The organism is Pseudoclavibacter sp. Marseille-Q434 (assembly GCF_050315415.1).
Taxonomy (GTDB): domain Bacteria; phylum Actinomycetota; class Actinomycetes; order Actinomycetales; family Microbacteriaceae; genus Pseudoclavibacter.
Map to the genome: position 1 here is coordinate 371005 of NZ_JBNPQH010000002.1, position 19249 is coordinate 390253.

The following is a 19249-nucleotide window of genomic DNA, read 5'->3' on the forward strand; positions in this document are numbered from 1 at the left end:
CCGGGTGGCCGCCTGGCCACCCTCAACTCAGTCAGTCCGCACACCTAGGGCTTGCGCATCCACCTGAGCTTCAGCACCTGCGCAACCCCCAGGTCTGCGCGACGCCGAGGTCCACCCACCCCGCGCCCACGCACCCACAGACCTGGGCCATGCGCACCTGCAGGCACCCCACAGCCTGCACAACCCCAAGTTCTGCGCAGATCCCCGCCCACGCGCCCACAAACCTGGGGCTTGCGCACTCACAGGAAGCGCTCCACCTGCGCAACCCCCAGGTCTGCGCGACGCCGAGCTCCGCACCTCCCGCGCCACTCACCCCTCGCCTCCACCCACTCCTCCCGCGCCCCTCCAAGCGCAGATGTGGGGGTTGCGCACGTGAATCACCCGATTCACGTGCGCAACCCCCACGTCTGGTCAGCTGGAGCGCGGCTCGGGTCAGGCGAGCGCCTGTACCTCGCGCATGCTGCGGCGGATGAGGGCGTGCTGGCGCTGCACGAGCACCAGTGGGTCGACCTCGCCGAGGTCCGCGAACGCGTGCCCCTCCCACTCGCTTGACATGTAGCCGGAGAAACCTCCGCGCACGAACTCCTCCGTGATCGCGCGGTAGTCGATGGCCGGCTCGTTGCCGTTCTCGTCGATGTCGTAGAACTTGGCATGCACGTGCAGGATCTGCGGCATGATGTCCGCCCAATCGCGCACATCCACTCGCCCCTGCATGTTGAACGACAGGTGTGCGAGCGAGCCGAGAATGCCCGGGTTGATGCCGCGGCCCTCGAGGTACGCGATGAACGCCTGCTGGCGCTCGCGCATGGGCACGTCGGTGCGCCAGATCTCCTGCAGCTTCGAGGTCGCGGCGTCGTCGAGGCCACGCTTCTTGACGGAGCGCAGCAGTGTCGGCGCCATGCTGTGCATGGTCGACGAGAAGTCGGCGACGAAGCCGAGCAGCGGGGAGTCGAACTCCTCGAAGACCTCGCGCACCTTCACGATCGGCTCGGCGTTCGGCCCGAGGGGTGCGTGGATCTCGTAGCCGAGCTTGAGGTCCAGCCGCTCGGCGATGGGCAGGATGCGTCGCAGCAGCTCCGGCTTCGCGCTCTGGATGCGCACGAGCGGGAAGTCGAGCTTCTTCGCCGACTGCAGCAGCGTCTCGGTGAACTCGAACTCCTCGTCGAGGCTCATGTCGCGGGAGCGGTTGCGCCCCATGTCGAGGTTCGCGCCGAACGAGCTGGCGTCGAAGCCGTACTTGTCGAACGCGCTGCGCCACTTCGTGACGAACTCGTCGGAGACGTGCGGGTAGGTGGGCACCATCTGCGAGGCGACGATCTCGATGCCGGGGCCGACGCTCAGCTCCGCGACGCGAGCCAGGAGGGAGTCGAAGTCGTACCAGCCGGCCGCGAACTCGGCAGTGGCCGAGTAGAGGGTGAGGCCGAGCTTGAACGGGTCGCTTTCGCGCGGCGCGGCGAACTCGCCGAGCGCACCCGCTGCCGATGCCTCGAAGTACGGCGTCGTCGCGGCCTCGGCGGCCTCGCTGGCCACGAGCGTGCGGGTGACGTCGACGTGGTTCGGCACGTAGAGGCCGGGCTGGGAGTCGCTGCCCGGCTTGATCTGCATGTACGGCAGGCGCAGGTCGGCGACGAGGTGGATGCTGTGCTCGCTGCCGTCCGCGATCGGCTCGTCGAGCTCGACGATGAGGCGCGGGCGGTCCTGCAGGAACCAGAGCACCTCCGACTGCTCGGCGATCTCGTCGAGGCGGTAGCTCGCGCCGCGGTGCTCGAGGCGGAGCTTCGACGCGTCGATCGGCGTGCCGTCGATCTCGAGCGCGAGGCCCGTGACGGAGGAGAGCCAGACGCTGCGGTACCAGGGCAGCTGCAGACTGAGCGCGGCGCCATCCGGGTGCGGGAAGAGGCTCTGCTCGCTGAGCAGGGTGTCTTGCGTTGCCATGAGAGGTCTCGATTCCTAGTGCTTGAGTCCGCCGGCGAAGCCCTGCATGAACTGCTTCTGAGCGACGAGGTAGAAGATGAGGATCGGCACCATCGAGATGATGACGATGGAGAAGATCTGGTTCCACTGCGAGACGAGCGAACCGACGTAGTAGTACATCGCCACCGGGAGCGTCTGGAAGTCGGAGCCGCCGAGGAAGATGAGCGACGTGAAGAAGTCGTTCCACACGATGAGGCCGGCGAGGATCGCGACCGTTCCCGTGGCGGGGGCCATGAGCGGCAGGATGATCTGGAAGAACACCTGGGTCGGGCTCGCCCCGTCGAGGGCCGCCGCCTCCTCGTAGTCCGTGCCGAGGCCGCGGAAGAAGTTGGCGTAGAGGAAGATCGCGAGCGGCAGGAGCATGCCGGTGTAGAGCACGATCATGCCCCACAGCGAGCCCGTCAGGCCGAGCGCGCGGGCCCCCATGTAGAGGGGGACGGTGCCCAGCTGCGTGGGCAGGATGATCGCGATGAGGAAGATGTAGTACGACACCTGGGTCCAGCGACGCGTGCTGCGGGTGATGACGTAACCCGCGAGCGCCCCGAGGATCACCATGCAGAGGATCGTGCCGCCCGTGATGATGATGCTGTTGAGCAGGCCGAGGAGCACGTTCGACTGGCCTGTCGCCGTCATGACGTTGGCGAAGTTCTCGACCGTCCACGTCGCGGGAAGCTCCGTGGCGGAGGTCGAGAAGACCTCCTGGTCGCTCTTGAACGCCGTGATGACGAGGAAGTAGAACGGCAGCAGGAACACGATGGCGACGAGCCAGACCGCGACTTCCCTGATCAGCGTGAACTTGGTGTACCTGAACATGTCAGCGTCCCTTCTCGGGGCGTTCGGCCGTGAGCTTCTGCTGCATGACGGCGAAGATGAGGATGATGACGGTGAGGATGAGCGCGAGCGCTGCGCCGTAGCCGAAGTTGCCGAGCGAGAAGGTCTGCTTGTAGACCTCGGTCGCGAGCGTCTCGGTGGCACCAGCCGGCCCACCGCCCGTGAGGGCCATGACCTGGTCGAAGATGCGCAGGCCGTTCACGAGGCCGAGCGTCGTCGCGATGGCGACGGCCGAGCGGATGGAGGGCAGCGTGACGTACCAGAACCGCTGGAAGAGGCTGGCGCCGTCGATCGCGGCCGCCTCCTCGATCTCCACGGGCACGCTGGCGAGGCCTGCGATGTAGATGACCATCGTGAAGCCCGTGTTCTGCCAGACGATGACGATGAGCACAGCCCAGATCGACCAGTTCGGGTCGGCGAGCCAGGCCTTCTGGTACTCGGCGAAGCCGAGCGTCCCGAGCAAGGCGTTGAGGGGGCCATTGAACTCGAAGATGAACTTCCAGATGTAGGCGACCGCGAGGGGGCTCAGCACCACCGGCATGAAGAACAGGGTGCGGAGGATGTAGCGGCTCTTGAGGCCGCGGTTGAGCGCGAGGGCCAGAATGAGGCCCGCGACGTTGGTGAGGATGACGGAGCCGAACGCGAGGAACAGGGTGTTCCCGACGGCGCCGATCTTGGTCGGGTCGGCGAAGATGTCGGCGAAGTTGTCGAAGCCGACGAACGTGAACGAGCCGATGCCGGTCCAGTTCGTGAACGCGAAGAAGCCTCCGGCGGCCGTCGCGGCGTAGTGGATGAACGTTACGAGCACGAGCCCGGGCAGCACCCACCACCAGTGACCGAATTGCAGGAGTGGACGCCCCTTGCGGGGAAGGGTGGCGTTCTTGCCACCCTTCCCCGTGGGCGACTGATCTTCAGCAGCAGACTCGGTCTTGCCGTCGCTGTGCAGTGTCGCAGTCATGAACTGGTTCCTTTGCTACTCGTGGATGCGGTTGAGGCTCGGCCTGACGATGTCGGCCATCAACCCCAGGCGGCATCCATTGATGCGAGGACTCCATCGACGTTCGTCTGACCCGTGAGCAGGCCCTGGACGCCGGTCTGCAGTGCTTCATAGACGGAGGGGTTCGGCCAGAAGCTGATCGGAAGCGCGGTGAACTCGCCGTTCTTGAGGAGTTCTTCGACACCCGAGTACGCGGTGCCTTCGAATTGGAAGTCCTCGAGCCCGGTGATGGGGAGGGCTCCGGAGACGTCGGAGAAGATCTTGGCGCCTTCAGGCTGGGCTACCCAGTCGAGGAAGGCCTGCGCAGCCTCCTGCTTTTCACTGGCTGCGTTGACCGAGAGAGCGTAGTTCGAGCTGGCGAGCACGCCTGGCTTCTTACCCGCTTCAGACGGGAAGGCCTCGATGGTGAAGTCCAGGTCGGGGTTTGCCGAGAGGAGTTCCGGAACAGCTGAACCAGGAAGGAATGCACCGAGCGAGGTGCCCTGCGTGATGTTGTTCGTGATGACGTCGAAGCCGGCACCCTGAGATCCCGCCTGGAAGCAGCCAGCCTCATTGAGGTCGACCACCGTCTGAAGAGTGTCCTTCCAGCCCTGCGAGTCGGCGAACGTCACGTCGCCCGCGGTGCGCTGGTCGTTCCAGTCGGGGGTGTCCGCATAGACGCGGCTGGCCGAGATGGACAGAGCAGTCATGCCCGTGTTCGGCCCTGCGGCGCCCGCAAGCGCGATCATGGATTTGCCTTCGCCGGTGAGCGTCGAGCATTCGCCCACAAGAGCCCCTGCGTCGGCGGGGAAGCTGGAGATGCCGGCCGCGTCAGCCGAGGCGTTGCTGTAGACGAAGCCCGAGACGGTGAAATCGACGGGCTGGGCGACGATCTGGTCCTCATAGGTGAAGAGCGCCTCCTGCCCTTCGGGAAGCACGCCCGAGACGGCGTCGTCCAGAGGGGCGAGGAATCCGGCCTCGGCGAGGCTCAGCGCCGCCTGACCCTGGCCTGCACCCGGAGCCGTCTGGATGACGTCGGGGGCGTTGCCTGCCTGCAGCTGGGTGCGGAGCGTCTCGCCGTAGCGGTCGTTCGGCTGCGGGTTGAGCGTGATCTTCACGTCGGGGTTTGCTTCCATGTACGCGTTCGCGAGCGCCTCGTATGGGTTCTCGAAGTTGTTCGAGGTTGCGTACGTGAGGGAGAACTCGGTCGCTCCGCCTTCTCCGGTGCCGCCGCCGTCTCCGCCGCCTGCGCAGCCGGAGAGGACGAGGACACCGGCAACCGGGAGGGCGAGTGCTGCGCTGAGGCGCATCCGCTGGTTACGGGAGTGAGACATTGTTTGCCTTTCTTGACAGCGTTGTCGAAGATCCTCCGGCTGTGCCGGAGCGTGGGTTCAGTCTGGCAGGCTTGTGCGCAAAACACACATAAGTAGTTGCGATGCTCCGCATAACTGTCGGCGCGGAACCCTCCGAGCGCATCACCCAGACGGATATGCTGGCGCCACACCCCTGATCCGGAAGCACAACGACGTGACCTCAGAAACACCGCTGTCCAGGCTCGACCTGAATCTGCTCGTCTCGCTCGACGCCCTCCTCACCGAGCGGAGCGTCACCCGGGCCGCCGAGCGGCTGCACCTCAGCCAGCCCGCGCTCAGCGCATCCCTCGGCAGACTGCGCACGCACTTCAACGACAAGATCCTCGCCCGCACCGGCAACACGTACGAGCTCACACCCCTCGCCGTCCGGCTCAGCGAGCTGACCGCCACCGCCCTCGACTCCGCGAGGCGCGTGTTCGACAGCCAAGCCGAGTGGAACCCCACGCAGTCCACACGCGAGTTCACAGTGCTCGGCTCCGACTACGGCTTCGCGACCATCGGCGCCGCGGTCTCGAAGCTCGCCGCCGAGACCGCTCCGGGCGTGCGCTTCCGGTTCCGGATGCACAACCCCAGCATCGTCGAGGACGCCATCGCGCAGCTCCGCTCCGTCGACGCCATGATGATCCCCCACGGCTTCCTCAGCGACCTTCCCTACAGCGACGTCTTCACCGACGAATGGCGCATCATCTGCACCGACGACAACCCGCACGTCGGCGAGCACATCACGATGGACAACATCGCCGAGCTCCCCTGGGTGTTCAACTACCTCTCCCGGTCAGCGTTCACCTCCGCGAGCAGGCAGATCCGCGAGCTCGGCATCGAACCCACCGTGGCCGCCGTCGTCGAGGGGTTCCATGTGCTCCCCCACTTCGTCCAGGGCACCAACCGGCTCGCGCTCATGCAGAAGCGCCTCACCGATGTCCTCATTCCCCACGAAGGGTTCCGCGTGCTCGAACCACCCTTCGACGCGACCCCCATCTCGGCCGCCCTCTGGTGGCACCCCACCCACAACAGCGACCCAGAGCACGCGTGGATGCGGCGCCTCTTCGCGCAGGCCGGCGCCGCCATGCAGGCGGAGACCGGGGCCGCGTAGGTCGGCGGCGCCGCGCGGAGACTGCGGCTGCCGCTGCCGCTGCCGCTGCGGCTGCGGTTGCGGTTGCGGTTGCGGTGCGGCTACTTCGGGATGGGATTCTCACTTCGTTGCGGAAAACTTCACCGAACGAAGTGAGACTTCCACCCCGAGACTCGTCGCGCAGCGCCACCGGCCCACCCCGCCGCACACCATCCCACCGTCTCGGGATGGGTGCCGCGCACACAGATGGCTTGCAAGCCACCCCGAAGCGCCAAAGCCATCCCGAAACTCGCTCGGCGGCGACGCCACCCGGCGCACTCACCCGCCCCAACCTCGGGATGGGTTCCTCACCTCGTTGCGGAAAGTTCGCCAGCACGAAGCGAGAAAGCCATCTCGAGACGGAAGAAGTGGGGGTCGGGTCAAGGGCAACCGGTGGGGTCAGCCGTCATCCAAGCAACCGTCATCGAGGCAGCAACGCAGCGGTCAGCGACTCAGCAACTCAGCGGTCAGCGGGTCAGCGGTCAGCGACTCAGCAATCAGCGATCAGCGATCAGGGGGTCAGCGGGTGAGGATGAGGGCGTCGCCCTGGCCGCCTCCGCCGCAGAGGGCGACCGCGGCCGTTCCGCCGCCTCGGCGGGCGAGTTCGTGCACGGCGTGGACGACGACTCGGGCACCGGATGCTCCGATCGGGTGGCCGAGCGCGATCGCGCCGCCGTGCGGGTTCACGACTTCGTCGGCGACGCCGAGCTCGGCCCGCGACTGCACGACGACGGCGGCGAAGGCCTCGTTGATCTCGATGTGATCGAGCGACGAAGCCGCGATGCCCTGCTTCTCGCAGGCCCGCGCGATCGCTCGTGATGGCTGCGACTGCAGCGATGCGTCTGGTCCGGCGACCTGGCCAGCTGCGCCGACGACCGCTAGCACCTCGTAGCCGTGCTGATCGGCGAAGGCGCGGGTCGTAAGCACAACCGCGGAGGCGCCGTCGGAGATGGGCGAGGCGTTGCCTGCTGTGATCGTCCCGTCCGCGGTGAAGGCGGCGCGCAACCCGGCAAGCGATTCGGCGGTCGTGGAGGGGCGGATGCCCTCGTCGCGGGTCACCCGAACCGGGTCGCCCCGACGGGCGGGCACGTCGATGGCCACGATCTCGGCGTCGAACAGCCCAGCCTCCACGGCCGCGGCGGCGCGCTGGTGGGAGCGCGCGGCGACCGCGTCCTGCGCCTCGCGCGTGATGCCGAGGCTCGTGTTGTGCTGCTCGGTGAGGAGGCCCATGCTCTGCCCGGATGCCGCATCCGTCAGCCCGTCGTGCGCCATATGATCGAGCGCCTCGACCGATCCGTACGCCCAGCCCTTGCGGGATCCTGCGAGGAGGTGCGGCGCCTGGCTCATCGACTCCATGCCGGCCGCGACGACGAGCTGCGCGTCGCCGGTCTTCAGTAGCCGGGCGGCGTCGATGACGGCGGTCAGCCCCGAAAGGCAGACCTTGTTGATGGAGGCGACGTGCGCGGACGCTGGGATGCCCGCGGCGAGCGCCGCCTGGCGTCCGGCGTTCTGCCCGACCCCGGCGGAGAGCACGTGCCCGACGAGGACGGCGTCGACGAGCGACGCGTCGATGCTGCCCTGTGCGAGCGCGCCGCTGATCGCGGCGGCGCCGAGCTGCGGGGCGGTCAGCGTCGAGAGCTGCCCGTTGAGCTTGCCCTGCGGGGTCCGGGCGGCGGCGACGATGACGACGTCGTTCGCGGCCGGAGCTGGGCTCGCGCCGAAGTCTGTGCCGCTCATGCGCTCACGCGTCCTCTCGTTCGTGCCCGCGACGCCGCTCGGGCACGCGGGACCGGCACGGCGTCGACGGCCACACCGATGACGTTGCTGATGTCGCCGATGCGTTCGACGCGCAGCTCGACGACGTCGCCTTCCGCGAGTGGTGGCGGCGTGAGCGAGCCCGCGCGTCCCCATAGCTCTGCGAGGCAGCCGCCGTTGCCGGCCGTGCCTGAGCCGAGGACGTCGCCCGGCGCAACCCGCGAGTTCCGGGACGCGTAGACCAGGAGCTGCGGGAACGACCAGCCCATGTTGGAGAGCAGGTCGCTGCCGATGAGCTCGCCGTTGACGAGCACCTGCAGCTCGAGCTCGAGGAAGCCGTCGGCGTCGTGCGCGTCGGCGAGCTCGTCGGCCGTGACGATCCACGGCCCGAGCGTCGCGGCAAAGTCCTTGCCCTTGCAGGGCCCGAGGCGCACCTTCATCTCGCGCGACTGGATGTCTCGCGCCGACCAGTCGTTGAAGACGCTGTAGCCGAAGATGTGGTCGGCCGCGGCCGCCTCGTCGAGGTTCGACCCGTCGCTGCCGTCCAGTGCGCCGACGATCACGGCGACCTCGAGCTCGAAGTCGAGCCGCTCGGTCACGGGCGGGCGGATGCTCGCCCCGCTGCCCACAAGCGAGTGCGGGTTGGTGAAGTAGAAGGTGGGCGCGTCGTACCACTCGGCGACGACCCCCGAGTCGCCGTCGATCGACTTCACGACGCCCTCGACGTGCTCCTCGAACGCGACGAAGTCGCGCACGCTCGGCGCCTCGATGGGGGCGAGCAGCTCGACGTCGGCGAGCGACGGGGCGAGACCGAGGGAACCGTCCGCCCAGGCATCCTCGATGAGCGAGGCCGCGATCGCGTTGGCGCGGTCGAGGCCGAGCCTCGTCGCGCCGAGCACGGTCAACCCGTCGGCGAACGCGAGCAACCGGTCGCCGCCCTCGTGCGCGACGACGACCCCGTCGTGCGTTCGGCCGTCGTGCATCCACCTGGCGTATCTCACCGTGCCGCCTCCACGGTGTTCCAGACGCGGGGTAGCCGCGCGGCGTTGCCGAACAGGATCTGCGCCTCGTCCTCGGCGCCGAGTTCCGCGTCGTGGACACGCTCGACGGGGTTCTCGACGCCCATGTCGAAGGGGTAGTCGGAGCCGAGGAGCACCCGGTCGGCGCCGACGGCGGCGACGAGGTTCCGCAGCGCGTCGGGCGTGTGCACGAGCGAGTCGAAGCTCAGCTGCCGCAGGTACGTGGACGGCGCGCGCAGGCAGGTGCGCGCCTCGGGCCGCACCTCCCAGGCGTGGTCGGAGCGGCCGATGAACGTCGGCAGGTAGCCGCCGCCGTGCGCCGCGATGAGCACGAGGTCCGGGAAGCGGTCGAGCACGCCACCGAAGATGAGGTGGGAGATCGCGGCCGCGTTCTCGGCGGGCTGGCCGACCGTGTTGGAGAGGTAGAAGCGGTCGAGGCGCTCGTCGAGGCTGCAGCCGAACGGGTGCAGGAACACGATCGCCTCGAGTTCCTCGGCACGGCGCCAGAAGTCGTCGAGGCGCTCGTCGCTGAGCTCCACGTCACCCGCGAACGACGACAGCTCGACCCCGGCCAGGCCGTTGGTCAGCACGGCGTCGTCGAGCAGCTCGACGAGACGGTGCGGATGCTGCAGCGGCACGAGCCCGAGCCCGCGCAGCCGTTCGGGCGCACCGGCCACGTGTTCGGCAATGGCCGCGTTGGCCTCCTTCGCCGCCCAGACGGCGAGCTCCTCGCCCGCCCACGGGTAGTAGTGGCTGGGCGAGGGCGAGACGAGCTGCACATCCACGCCCTGCGCATCCATCACCGCGAGGCGCTCTTCGAGGGAGATGAGCTTCGGGAAGCGCGACTTGATCATGGCACCGGATGCGGCGAGGCTCTTAGGCCCGTTGCGCTTGGCCTCGAGCTCGCCGGCGGCGGCGAAGCCCTCGGGGTCGCGGCCCTGCACCGCGCCTTGGAGGGCGGGGAGGAGGAGGTGCGCGTGGACGTCGACGACCTGGCCGGCGGCGCCAGAGGCACGGCCGTCAGCAGTCACGTCGTTCGCCCCGCTCATGCCGGCACCGCCACGAGCTGCGCGACGCCGCCCATGAGGGCGGGCACGTTGCCGTCGCGCTTGCCCTCGAGCTGCCACTGGCCGAGGGTCGTGGACGCCTCGACGACGTGCGATGCGCGGGGGATGCGGCGGGCATGGAAGTCGTCCCAGAACTGCTGGTCGAGCTGGTCGCTCTCGAGGAGCATCGTGGCGAGCACGAGCCCGTCCTCGGCGGCCTGAGCCGCGCCCTGCGCGATGGTCGGAGGGCAGCTGTGGGCGGCGTCGCCGATGATGACGACCCGGCCGCGGTTCCATGCATCCGGAACGACGTGGGAGGTGAAGAGCGTGTAGTGCACGCGGGCCGACTCGGTGAGCGAGTCGCGGATCTCCTGCCACGGCCCGCCGTAGCTGCCGGCGAGGTCGCGCATGATCTCGACGCTCTCGGCTGGCGTGAGGCCGGTGCGGTCCTGCGCCTTCTCGACGAGGTAGGCGTAGATGCTGTTCTCGCCCGTCGGGCAGTAGCCGGCGATGAAGCAGCGGCCGCCGTAGTAGAGGTCGGTGTGGGTGACCTCGGCGGGGCGCTCCACGAAGGCGCGCCAGATGCCCATGCCCGTGCGCTCGGGCTTGGTCTCGATGCCGATGAGCGATCGGGTCGGCGAGTTGAGGCCGTCTGCGCCGATGACGAGATCGACGCGCGACGTGTCGCCGGCATCCGTCGTCAGGGTCACACCATCGGCGTCCTGCTCGAGGCCCGTGACGGTCGTGCCGTAGTGGATGCGAGCGCCGACTTCGAGGGCGCGCTCGGCCAGGATCTTTGCAAGGTCGGGACGGTACATGCCGGCCGTCGCCGGGTACTCGGGGCCGCCCGTGCGGGTCTCGGTGAGGCTCGCGATGGCCGTGCCCGCCGGGTCGGGGGCGCGCATGCTGACCTCGTCGAACGAGTACGACTGCTCCTGGATGCGCTCCCAGATGCCGACCTGGTCGAAGACGCGCAGCGCGTTGCCCTGCAGGGTGATGCCGGAGCCGAGAGCCGTGACCTCGGACTTCGCCTCGTAGACGTCGACCTCGACGCCGCCGTCGGCCAGGATGATCGCCGAGACCATGCCCGCGACTCCGCCTCCGACGATGGCGACCTTGGAAACTGCACTCATGATGGTCCTGCTTTCTGCGTCTGCGTTGACGATGAAGATGTGCGTGCCGTGCGGCGGGGGCTGCTCAGCGGATGGCGATGGGGTTGACGGGAGACCCGACGGCGCCGGTGATGGGCAGCGGCGGGGCGACGAGGAGGAAGTCGTAGACCCCGTCCTCGGCGCTCGCCGCGGCGAGCGCCTCGAGGTCCCACATCTCGCCGATGGTCAGGCCCATGTTGGGGATGACAACCTGGTGGAGCGGTTGGAAGGCGTCGTCGAACTCGTTGGGGCGCACTTCGAAGCCCCACGTGTCGGTGGCGATCGCGGCGATCTCGCTGCGGTGCAGCCAGCCGGCCGTCGTGAAGGAGAGCCCGGCGCTTGGGCCGCCCGCGTAGCCGTTCCACCCGTCGCGCTGGGCGCGGGCGTAGCGGCCGGTGCGTACGAGCACGATGTCGCCACGGCCGACGGCGGCGGTCGCGCCCTGCGCGCGGATGCACGACTCGAGGTCGGCGGTCGTGATCGCGTAGCCGTCCTCGAGCTCCCCGTCTTCGCGGAGGTGCCTGCCGAGATCCAGCAGCACGCCGCGGCTCACGATCTCGGCCGCGGTGTGCTCGATGCCGGTGACGAGGTCGCCGTCACTCGTCACGACCTCACCGGAACGGCGACCGTTCCACGCGTAGCCGTGGTCGAAGATGTGGCCGAGACCGTCCCACTGCGTGGAGCACTGCAGCGGCATGGCGATGACGTCGTCAGCCCCGCCGAGACCGTGCGGGAACCCCTGGTTCGCGAGCTGCGCATCCGTGCCCGTGTCGAGCATCGTGTGCACGGGGTTCGTGCGGCGACGCCACCCCATCTGGGGGCCGTTCATGTCGAAGGGCTGCGAGAGCGAGAAGCTGCGGCCCGTGCGCACGAGCTTTGCGGCGGCTGCGCGCTTGGCGTCGTCGATGAAGTTGAGCGTGCCGATGCGGTCGTCGTCGCCCCAGCGACCCCAGTTGCGGTAGGTCTGCGCGGCGCGCGCGACTTCCGTGGTGGGGTCGGTGCGGTCGAGCTCGGCCGGGTTGTCGGTGGGGGTTCCCGTGACCGTGGGGGCGCCCCCGGCAACGGTCGTCTCGGTGACGGAGGTCACGAGGGCACCGCTTCCGCGCGCACCTTGGTCGTCTGCGTGCCGAGGCCCTCGATGACGCTCACCATGACGTCGCCGTCACGGAGGAGGCGGCCGTGCACGATGCCGTTGCCGGCTGGGCTGCCCGTGAGCAGCAGGTCGCCGGGGAGGAGCGGCATGTTCTCGGACGCGGCCGAAATGAGGGCCGGGATGTCGAAGAGGAGGTCGTCGGTGACGGCGTCCTGCATCGTGTCGCCGTTGAGCGTGAGCTTGAGCGTGAGTGAGTGCGGGTCGGTCACGAACTGCGCCGGCACGAGGAACGGGCCGGTGGGGAGGAAGCCTGGCGCGTTCTTGCCGCGGTACCAGTCGGTGCCGATCTCCTTCATGTCCTTGCGGAAGATGAGGTCGCGCGTCGAGATGTCGTTGACGATCGTGTAGCCGGCGACGTGGTCGAGGGCGTCTTCGCGGGAGACGCGGTGGGCGCGCTTCCCGATGACCACCGCGAGCTCCAGCTCCCAGTCGTGCTGGTCGCTGTAACCGGGCAGCTCGAGCTCGGCGTCGACGCCTGCGACGGCCGTCGGCAGGCCGATGAAGAAGTACGGCTCGCCGTCCCTGGCGCGCGCATCCATCATCTCGGCCGCCCACTCGCGCAGCTCCTCGATGGGGCGCGGATCGTTCTTGGCCCGGCCCGCGGCGACGAGGTCGATGACGTGCGTGCGGTAGTTGGCGCCCGTCTGCAGCACCTGGCGGGGCTCGACGGGGGCTTCCAGCGTGACGTCGTCGAGGGCCAGCCAGGCGCTGTCGTCGCTGGCGCTGGCGCTGGTCTGCGCGAGCTCGGCGACGCGGTCCCACGAGGCGGGCGCCCCGGCGAGGAAGTCGTTGAGGGAGTCTGCGCCGAGCTCTTCGCTGCTGAGCGGGCGGATGCGGCCGGCCGCGACGAGGCCGAGCTGCGGCTTCCCCTCCCCCACGCTGAAGCGGGCAAGAGCGAAGTCGGCGGTCAGGCCTTCGGACGACGATGTCACGGGTGGTCTCCAATTCACGACGCTTCGGTGCGTTCGTGACATAAGTCAACCGCGTGCGGCGCCATCAGCCAAGCCGGGATGCGTTATCCCGGGCATCAGGGTTGGTGATGGAGCGGTGGACGCTTCTCAACAGATTTCCCGATCGCGCCACTTCAGAATTACTTCTGAAGTACGCTTTTGTCATGCACTCCGCGACACCCACAAGCAGGACGTTCAACTCGTCCGACCTCAGCCGCAACGCACCGAAGGTCTTTGCGGCAGCTGAAGACCACCCCGTCGACGTCACCCGACGCGACGGTGAAGATCTTGTGCTGATGTCGAAGAGCGAGTCTCAGGCCCGCGATCAGCTCTTGGAGATCGCGGCGCAGCTCATCGCCGTAGCGACCGACGACCGCGGCTCGCTCGAGCACCGAATGTCGCAGATGTTTCCATGGATGCTGGCCCTCAGCCCAGATAGCCAACGCAAGTGCGCGCACGACCTGCTCGACGCGTCGCGTGCATCCTTCTCTACCGGCCAGGCTCATCTTGCGATTGCCGAGTTCACGGCGTGGAAGGAAACGGCATCGGCGCTCGCGGCGGGACTGACCCCAGTTCAAGCCGACTGGCTCGAAGCCGACATCACCGTGGAACGCCCCTAGAAGGTGACGAAAGACACACCAGTCCCCCGCCCGACGAAGAAAGGCGAGTACCGCATCCGATTCGCGACGAACTCGGCCAGGAAAGGCTGGATGGATCTGGCCGCCACGATCCGAAACCCGCTCGCCGATGCCGGGACTTCCTTACCACGACGCCCCAGGAGGCCACCCCGAACAACTACAGGCTTCGCGACGAACTCGGCACCGTTCGGCGTGACGGTCACGTCTACGCACGCTGGCAACACAAGCCGACACTGCGCGGCGATGCCCGCATCTGGTTCTACGTCGACGGTGACGTCGTCTGCCTGGAACAAGTTCACACACATCACCCCCACGAGACGAAGTAGGTGCGCCAAGGGGTGCGTGGGCATGAAGTCAGCTGATCGCCCTCGCGATCGGCAGCCCGCCGCCGTGCGAGGTGAGGCCGCCGTCCACGGCGAGCTCGGCGCCCGTCACGAATGAGGTCGCCGGTGAGAGCAGGCTCGCGACGACCTCGGCAACTTCGGCCGGCGATCCCGTCCGGCCGAGCGGTGTCAGCTCGACGTTAATGTCGCGGAACGCGGCCGAGGCGCTCGCCGTCATGGGCGTCTCGATGTATCCGGGATGCACGATGTTCACGCGAATCCCCCGCGGCCCGAGCTCCATCGCGGCGGTCTTGGTGATGCCGCGCAGCGCCCACTTGCTCGCCGCGTACGCCACGGCATAGTGTGCCGTGAGCGCTGCCGCGGAGCCCACGTTGACGATGGATGCGCCGCCCGCCATGAGCGGGGCGAGCGCCTTGATTCCGAGTGCCGGGCCCGTCGCGTTGACGGCGAAGGCCAGCTCGAAGTCCTCGGCGGTGACGTTCGCGATTCGAGCCCGCCTCGTGACGCCGGCCGCATTCACGAGCCCCGCGAGCGCGCCGGCGGCTGCGGTCGAGGCAGCGGCGAGCTCGGCGACAGCAGCCCAACCCTCCGGGTCGCGCACGTCGAGAATGACCCGGTGGACGCTCGGTAGCTCGGGTGCATCCGCTGGCCAAGAGAGGTCGGCCGCGATGACCGGGATGCGGTCGGCGAGGAGCCGCCCGACAACCGCTGCCCCGATGCCGGACGCGGCACCCGTAACGACTACAGGGGCGGACGCGGTGCTGGCGCTGGTGGTTTCTGACACGTGGCTCCTCTCGACGCGCGGCTCTGCGCATCAACTTCAACCCAAGCAGGGACGGCGGCGTCCGCACACATGAGATCAGTGATCTGCCTCATCGGTGGACTCGATGGAAGGCCCTCCGCGGCGTGCACCAATCGGCCGCTCAGCCTCGTCCTGCACGGCGCGCCTCGGCCTGGGCCTCTTGTCGTCGATAACCGACATGGATATGTTGCTTTTAAGCCAAAGTGGCCCTGGTCGGGCTGAAACCGACCAAGCTCCTCTACAAGGAAGTAGCAGGTACATGGCAAGAATTCGACATCTCGCAGCGGCTGGCTCCGCAGCGGCATTGCTCACGACACTGGTCATCGCAACTCCCCCAGCAGGCGCCGACGAAGCACCGAGCGGCCAGATAGTCCCCGTCACGCTCAGTGAAGAAGGCTACGAGACCACGGCCTTCGCCTACGTTCCCGACGTGGCCGAGTACGGCGAGCGCGCCACCGCGTCCCCGCTCATCGTCGTGTACGGGGACGCGCCGTACACCGCCGACTCTGCTCTCCAGACCGCCGAAGACGGCGGCTTCGCGCAGATCGCGGCCGACGAGCGAAGCCCGATCCTGTTCGTCAACCCAGCCAACGGATCCACGTGGACGGACGTCGACGAACGTAGCCTCGTCGTCTCGAAGCGCCAATTCTCCGACTCGACCAACCTCGACTACACAACGGGAACCACCGCGGGCACCAGCGACACCGGACTCTTCCCGGGGTCTCGCTTCCGCACCTACGTCTTCGCCGATGGAACCGGAGCCGACTTCGCCCACGAGCACCTCTACGACGGAGTCGAGGACGTCCACCCGTACGTCTCAGCATGGCCTGCCACGTACTTCCCGAGCGCCATCTACACAAGCAACGCAACAGCGTCCGTCGTTACCGGTTCGACTGAGGCCGAGGTCCCCGGCTACCTCGTCAACGGAACTGCGGCGATGCACGAGGCCATCACCGGCATCAACACGAGCTTCGGCACCGCGGTCGCCGCGACCTCTCCGGTTGTCGACGGCTTTGACGCAGCCTCGGTGAGCGAGGGTTATAGCGAGGTACTGAGCACGTTCATGCGCCGCGACAGCTGGGTTGCCCCGCACACCTCAAGCCTCGTTCCACTGACGGACTATGCGGCGCTGGGCATCGAGATGACCCGCGACGTGATCGAGGTGCAGGATGCTCGGGTCGAGTACTTCACGTACACGCCTGACTCCGTCGCTACGGCCACCGTGGACTCAACTCCGGTCGTCTTCCTCTTCCACGGCAACGGCAACCACGCGGAGGCCCAGGCCTCGATCACCGAATGGCCCCGAATCGGCGCCGAGGAAGGCTTCATCACCGTCTCGGTGCAGGATCACGCCGCGGTCGGCATGGGCGACGAGCGGATGCGCGCGGCCCTGGACAGCATCCTGGAGACGATCCCACAGGCGGACAGCACGCGCATCTACGCTTCCGGGTTCTCCATGGGCGGTCGCCAGAGCTGGTCGCTGGGTGCACTGCAGACAGAGCTGTTCGCCGGTATCGCGCCGACGAACGGGGTCTTCGCACCGCCCGCATCAACCAACGATCTGCGCCTGCCGACGTTCTACGCTGGCGCACCCCTCGGGCCATTCGATGAGCTGCCGTCCAAGAACGGCACTGCCAGCACGGTCGACGAGACGCTCGCATCAACGTTCGCGAAGAACGGCATCACCGACTCCTACACGTTTGATGCTGAGGCCGACCCAGTCTGGGGCATCGCACCTGACCGCACCGCGCGCTACACGAGCCCGTACTTCGAGGTCCAGACTGACGTCAACTACTACGCGGATGCAGACGGCCAGGAGATGGTGGCTCTCGCCATCAACCACGACGCGACCCATGAACCACTGAGCGTGACGACGGAGGCAGCTTGGGACTTCCTGCAGGACTTCAGCCGGGCCGCTGACGGTTCGATCGTGATCGGCGACCCCGTTCCGACGGCACCGCCAGAGACGACACCGCCAGCGACTACGCCTCCCGCGACGGCGACCGCTACCCAGCAGCCGACGACAACCAGCACCGCAACCGCGGCACCGACTCCGCCCGCCCCGCAACCGACTGGCACGGAGGCCGGGAAGCCTGACTCGCTGGCGACGACGGGGAGCGAACTCACCGCACCGCTCGTCATAGTCGCGCTGCTGCTCGTGCTGGGCGCCGGCGCCGTCTTGCTGTCGCGTCGTCGGGCGAGCTAACTCACGCACGGACGCTGATCGGGGTGTCACTGGCTGGCTGCTACCCCCAGTGACACCCCGATCTCTGTTCGTCGGACCGCGCGAGATGTCGCCGATCGCCGGACTCGACGGCGCGTGGACTCGCACCCTACGGCTCGAGCACGGCACGACCCCACCGCCGCCGTGGCGAACACAGCTTCGCCCCGGCCGATCTGCCGTTCGAGACGCTGCAGGAGCATCCGTCCGACAGGTCGCAGTGACCGGGGCGAAGCAGTGAGTGCGCGGATGCGTCAGCTCATGCTCGCCCAGAACTCGCACTGGTGCTCGGTCGCGAAGTCCTCGAAGGGCGTCTCGCCTTCCGGGGTCAGCTTGATGAAGGTCGGAGCCTCCGCCGTGAACGCCACCCACGGCGACCCCAGCGTCCCGGAGGTCAGGAATTCAGCCCAGTAGTCCATCATCCGATAGCCGAGCTCCTTCTCCTCGGCGGTCAGGGGACGCTCCACTTCCGCGTAGTCGAAGAGGTAGGCCAGCTCCGCCGAGTGGGCGCTCGACATGTCGATGCCGTCCAACGCCATCCCTGCGTTTGTCGGCGACGTCGGGTCTTCGAACTCGTACGCGTAGATCGTCGCCTGGTCTGCGGCACCCTCCGCGAACGTGAACGTGCTGCACCCGAAGGTGCTGTCGGTGTCGATCGCCGCGAGGGCGAGCGCCGGCTGATCGTAGTCCCCAGCCGGGTACCGCTGGAGAACGTCGTCGGCCTTCTCGGCGTACGTCTCGCGAACGCGCGCCTCGTACTCCTCAGCCGTCATCGAACCTGCATCCGGGCCCACGCTGAAGAAGATCCCCTGCTTCCCTTCCCAACGGTTGGAACCAGCCAGCACAGGGATCGCGTCCCAGTCTCCGGCCTCTATCGCGTCCATCGGCATCGCCGGGAGCACGTCGCTTCCGAACGTGGGCGAGAATCGGCCAGGCGTCTCCATGAGCACCTCGGCGTCGAGCCCCTGCAGGCATTCCAGCTGCGCGGCGCCGGCGGGGCAGCCGATCTCGGCCGCCGTAGTGTTGCCCGCCTCAACCGCAGCCTCGAAGGGAGTGAAGGCTCTGAATGCACACGACCCGCTCTGCAGGATCGCACCGCTGAGCATCCCGGTAGTCTCTGGCGACGTCAGCAGGCCGCAGATCGACATCGCCCCCGCGGACTGTCCCGCAGCCGTCACCCGTGCGGGGTCACCGCCGAACGCGGCGATGTTCTCATTCACCCAATCCAGCGCTGCGACCTGGTCGAGCAGACCGAACGAACCGGCGTCAGCGCCCATCGATTCGGACGCGAGGTAACCGAGCGCGCCCAGACGATAATTGATGTTGACGACCACGGTGTTCGTGCGCTCGACGAACTCCGAGGGGTCGAAGAGCGCGCCGCTGCCACCGCCGAACCCCCCACCGTGGATCCACATCATCACCGGCAGCTCTGCGTCGGCGTCAACGCCAGAGGGTCGGTAGACGTTGAGATACAGGCAGTCCTCGCTCTTCTCGACGCCGACCACCTCGCCTCCCTGCAGACAGGCCGGGCCGAACGCGTCGGCTTTCTTCGTCCCCTCCCACGCCTCGGGGGGCTCGGGCGCCTTGAACCGGAGATCATCGACCGGAGGCGCCGCGTAGGGGAGACCGAGGAACGCATCCACCCCTTCAGCAGCAACACCCTCGATCGATCCCTGCGCGACCGCGGCAGTCGCACCGCCTGGTGAAGTCGAATCGCCCGCTTGCGGGGAGCATCCGGCAAGGGTCAGCACCGCCGCGGAGGCGAATGCGAGCCCCGCGAGGCCTCTCGCCCGACGAACGCCGGGGTAGCCCTTCCGGGGGTTGCGGCGCGCTTTCGGGCGCGCCGATGAGTGATGTGTCATGACGACTCCAATGTCGTGAGGTGTCGGCGCCGCTTCGTGCGGT

16 protein-coding genes are annotated in these 19249 nt (G+C 68.0%); 3 read left to right on the forward strand and 13 right to left on the reverse strand.

Annotated elements, in window-relative coordinates:
* Nucleotides 1-432: 432 nt before the first annotated feature.
* Genes ACQFZP_RS08645 through ACQFZP_RS08660 form a run of 4 tightly spaced genes read right to left on the reverse strand, consistent with a single transcriptional unit; the run spans nt 433 to nt 5115 of the window.
* Nucleotides 433-1935, reverse strand: a complete 1503-nt coding sequence (locus ACQFZP_RS08645) for a C-glycoside deglycosidase beta subunit domain-containing protein (RefSeq protein WP_211891048.1) — start codon at nt 1933-1935, stop codon at nt 433-435.
* 15 nt (nt 1936-1950) lie between these two features.
* On the reverse strand, nt 1951-2787 hold the full coding sequence (locus tag ACQFZP_RS08650) for a carbohydrate ABC transporter permease (RefSeq protein WP_211891049.1): 837 nt from the start codon (nt 2785-2787) through the stop codon (nt 1951-1953).
* Between the two features lies 1 nt (nt 2788).
* Nucleotides 2789-3763, reverse strand: coding sequence for a carbohydrate ABC transporter permease (locus tag ACQFZP_RS08655; protein ID WP_211891050.1), 975 nt, complete (start codon nt 3761-3763; stop codon nt 2789-2791).
* A 59-nt stretch (nt 3764-3822) separates the two neighbouring features.
* Nucleotides 3823-5115: an ABC transporter substrate-binding protein gene (locus ACQFZP_RS08660; RefSeq protein ID WP_211891051.1), complete on the reverse strand. Its 1293-nt coding sequence runs from the start codon at nt 5113-5115 to the stop codon at nt 3823-3825.
* Between the two features lie 193 nt (nt 5116-5308).
* Between ACQFZP_RS08660 and ACQFZP_RS08665 the strand changes: the two genes are divergently transcribed.
* On the forward strand, nt 5309-6247 hold the full coding sequence (locus ACQFZP_RS08665; protein ID WP_211891052.1) for a LysR family transcriptional regulator: 939 nt from the start codon (nt 5309-5311) through the stop codon (nt 6245-6247).
* A 537-nt stretch (nt 6248-6784) separates the two neighbouring features.
* Here the strand turns inward: ACQFZP_RS08665 and ACQFZP_RS08670 are convergent.
* The 6 genes from ACQFZP_RS08670 to ACQFZP_RS08695 all read right to left on the reverse strand — a co-directional run bounded on the left by ACQFZP_RS08670 (nt 6785) and on the right by ACQFZP_RS08695 (nt 13321).
* Nucleotides 6785-8002, reverse strand: coding sequence for an acetyl-CoA C-acetyltransferase (locus tag ACQFZP_RS08670; protein WP_211891053.1), 1218 nt, complete (start codon nt 8000-8002; stop codon nt 6785-6787).
* Nucleotides 7999-9003, reverse strand: coding sequence for a fumarylacetoacetate hydrolase family protein (locus ACQFZP_RS08675; protein ID WP_211891054.1), 1005 nt, complete (start codon nt 9001-9003; stop codon nt 7999-8001). The genes ACQFZP_RS08670 and ACQFZP_RS08675 overlap by 4 nt, the downstream gene beginning before the upstream one ends.
* Nucleotides 9004-9017: 14 nt before the next feature.
* Nucleotides 9018-10088 carry an amidohydrolase family protein gene (locus ACQFZP_RS08680; RefSeq protein ID WP_211891055.1) on the reverse strand — a complete coding sequence of 357 codons (1071 nt, stop codon included), beginning with the start codon at nt 10086-10088 and terminating at the stop codon, nt 9018-9020.
* Nucleotides 10085-11218, reverse strand: a complete 1134-nt coding sequence (locus ACQFZP_RS08685) for an FAD-dependent oxidoreductase (protein ID WP_211891056.1) — start codon at nt 11216-11218, stop codon at nt 10085-10087. Before ACQFZP_RS08685 ends, ACQFZP_RS08680 begins: the two co-directional genes overlap by 4 nt.
* A gap of 64 nt (nt 11219-11282) precedes the next feature.
* On the reverse strand, nt 11283-12323 hold the full coding sequence (locus ACQFZP_RS08690; protein ID WP_211891057.1) for a cyclase family protein: 1041 nt from the start codon (nt 12321-12323) through the stop codon (nt 11283-11285).
* On the reverse strand, nt 12320-13321 hold the full coding sequence (locus ACQFZP_RS08695) for a fumarylacetoacetate hydrolase family protein (protein ID WP_307852794.1): 1002 nt from the start codon (nt 13319-13321) through the stop codon (nt 12320-12322). The genes ACQFZP_RS08690 and ACQFZP_RS08695 overlap by 4 nt, the downstream gene beginning before the upstream one ends.
* Nucleotides 13322-13428: 107 nt before the next feature.
* Between ACQFZP_RS08695 and ACQFZP_RS08700 the strand changes: the two genes are divergently transcribed.
* Nucleotides 13429-13959 (forward strand): prevent-host-death protein, encoded by a 531-nt coding sequence (locus tag ACQFZP_RS08700; RefSeq protein WP_427865272.1) that lies wholly within the window; start codon nt 13429-13431, stop codon nt 13957-13959.
* Here ACQFZP_RS08700 and ACQFZP_RS08705 read toward each other — a convergent pair.
* Both ACQFZP_RS08705 and ACQFZP_RS08710 read right to left on the reverse strand, forming a co-directional pair.
* Nucleotides 13956-14327 carry a hypothetical protein gene (locus ACQFZP_RS08705; RefSeq protein ID WP_211891059.1) on the reverse strand — a complete coding sequence of 124 codons (372 nt, stop codon included), beginning with the start codon at nt 14325-14327 and terminating at the stop codon, nt 13956-13958. The genes ACQFZP_RS08700 and ACQFZP_RS08705 overlap by 4 nt on opposite strands.
* A 4-nt stretch (nt 14328-14331) precedes the next feature.
* Nucleotides 14332-15105 (reverse strand): SDR family NAD(P)-dependent oxidoreductase, encoded by a 774-nt coding sequence (locus tag ACQFZP_RS08710; RefSeq protein ID WP_211891060.1) that lies wholly within the window; start codon nt 15103-15105, stop codon nt 14332-14334.
* 277 nt (nt 15106-15382) lie between these two features.
* Between ACQFZP_RS08710 and ACQFZP_RS08715 the strand changes: the two genes are divergently transcribed.
* A complete protein-coding gene (locus ACQFZP_RS08715) occupies nt 15383-17329 on the forward strand; it encodes a hypothetical protein (RefSeq protein WP_211891061.1) in 1947 nt (648 codons plus the stop codon).
* A 269-nt stretch (nt 17330-17598) separates the two neighbouring features.
* Here the strand turns inward: ACQFZP_RS08715 and ACQFZP_RS08720 are convergent, their stop codons facing one another.
* The gene (locus ACQFZP_RS08720) at nt 17599-19206 is read right to left on the reverse strand and encodes a carboxylesterase/lipase family protein (RefSeq protein WP_211891062.1); all 1608 of its coding nucleotides are present in this window, start codon (nt 19204-19206) and stop codon (nt 17599-17601) included.
* Nucleotides 19207-19249: the final 43 nt, after the last annotated feature.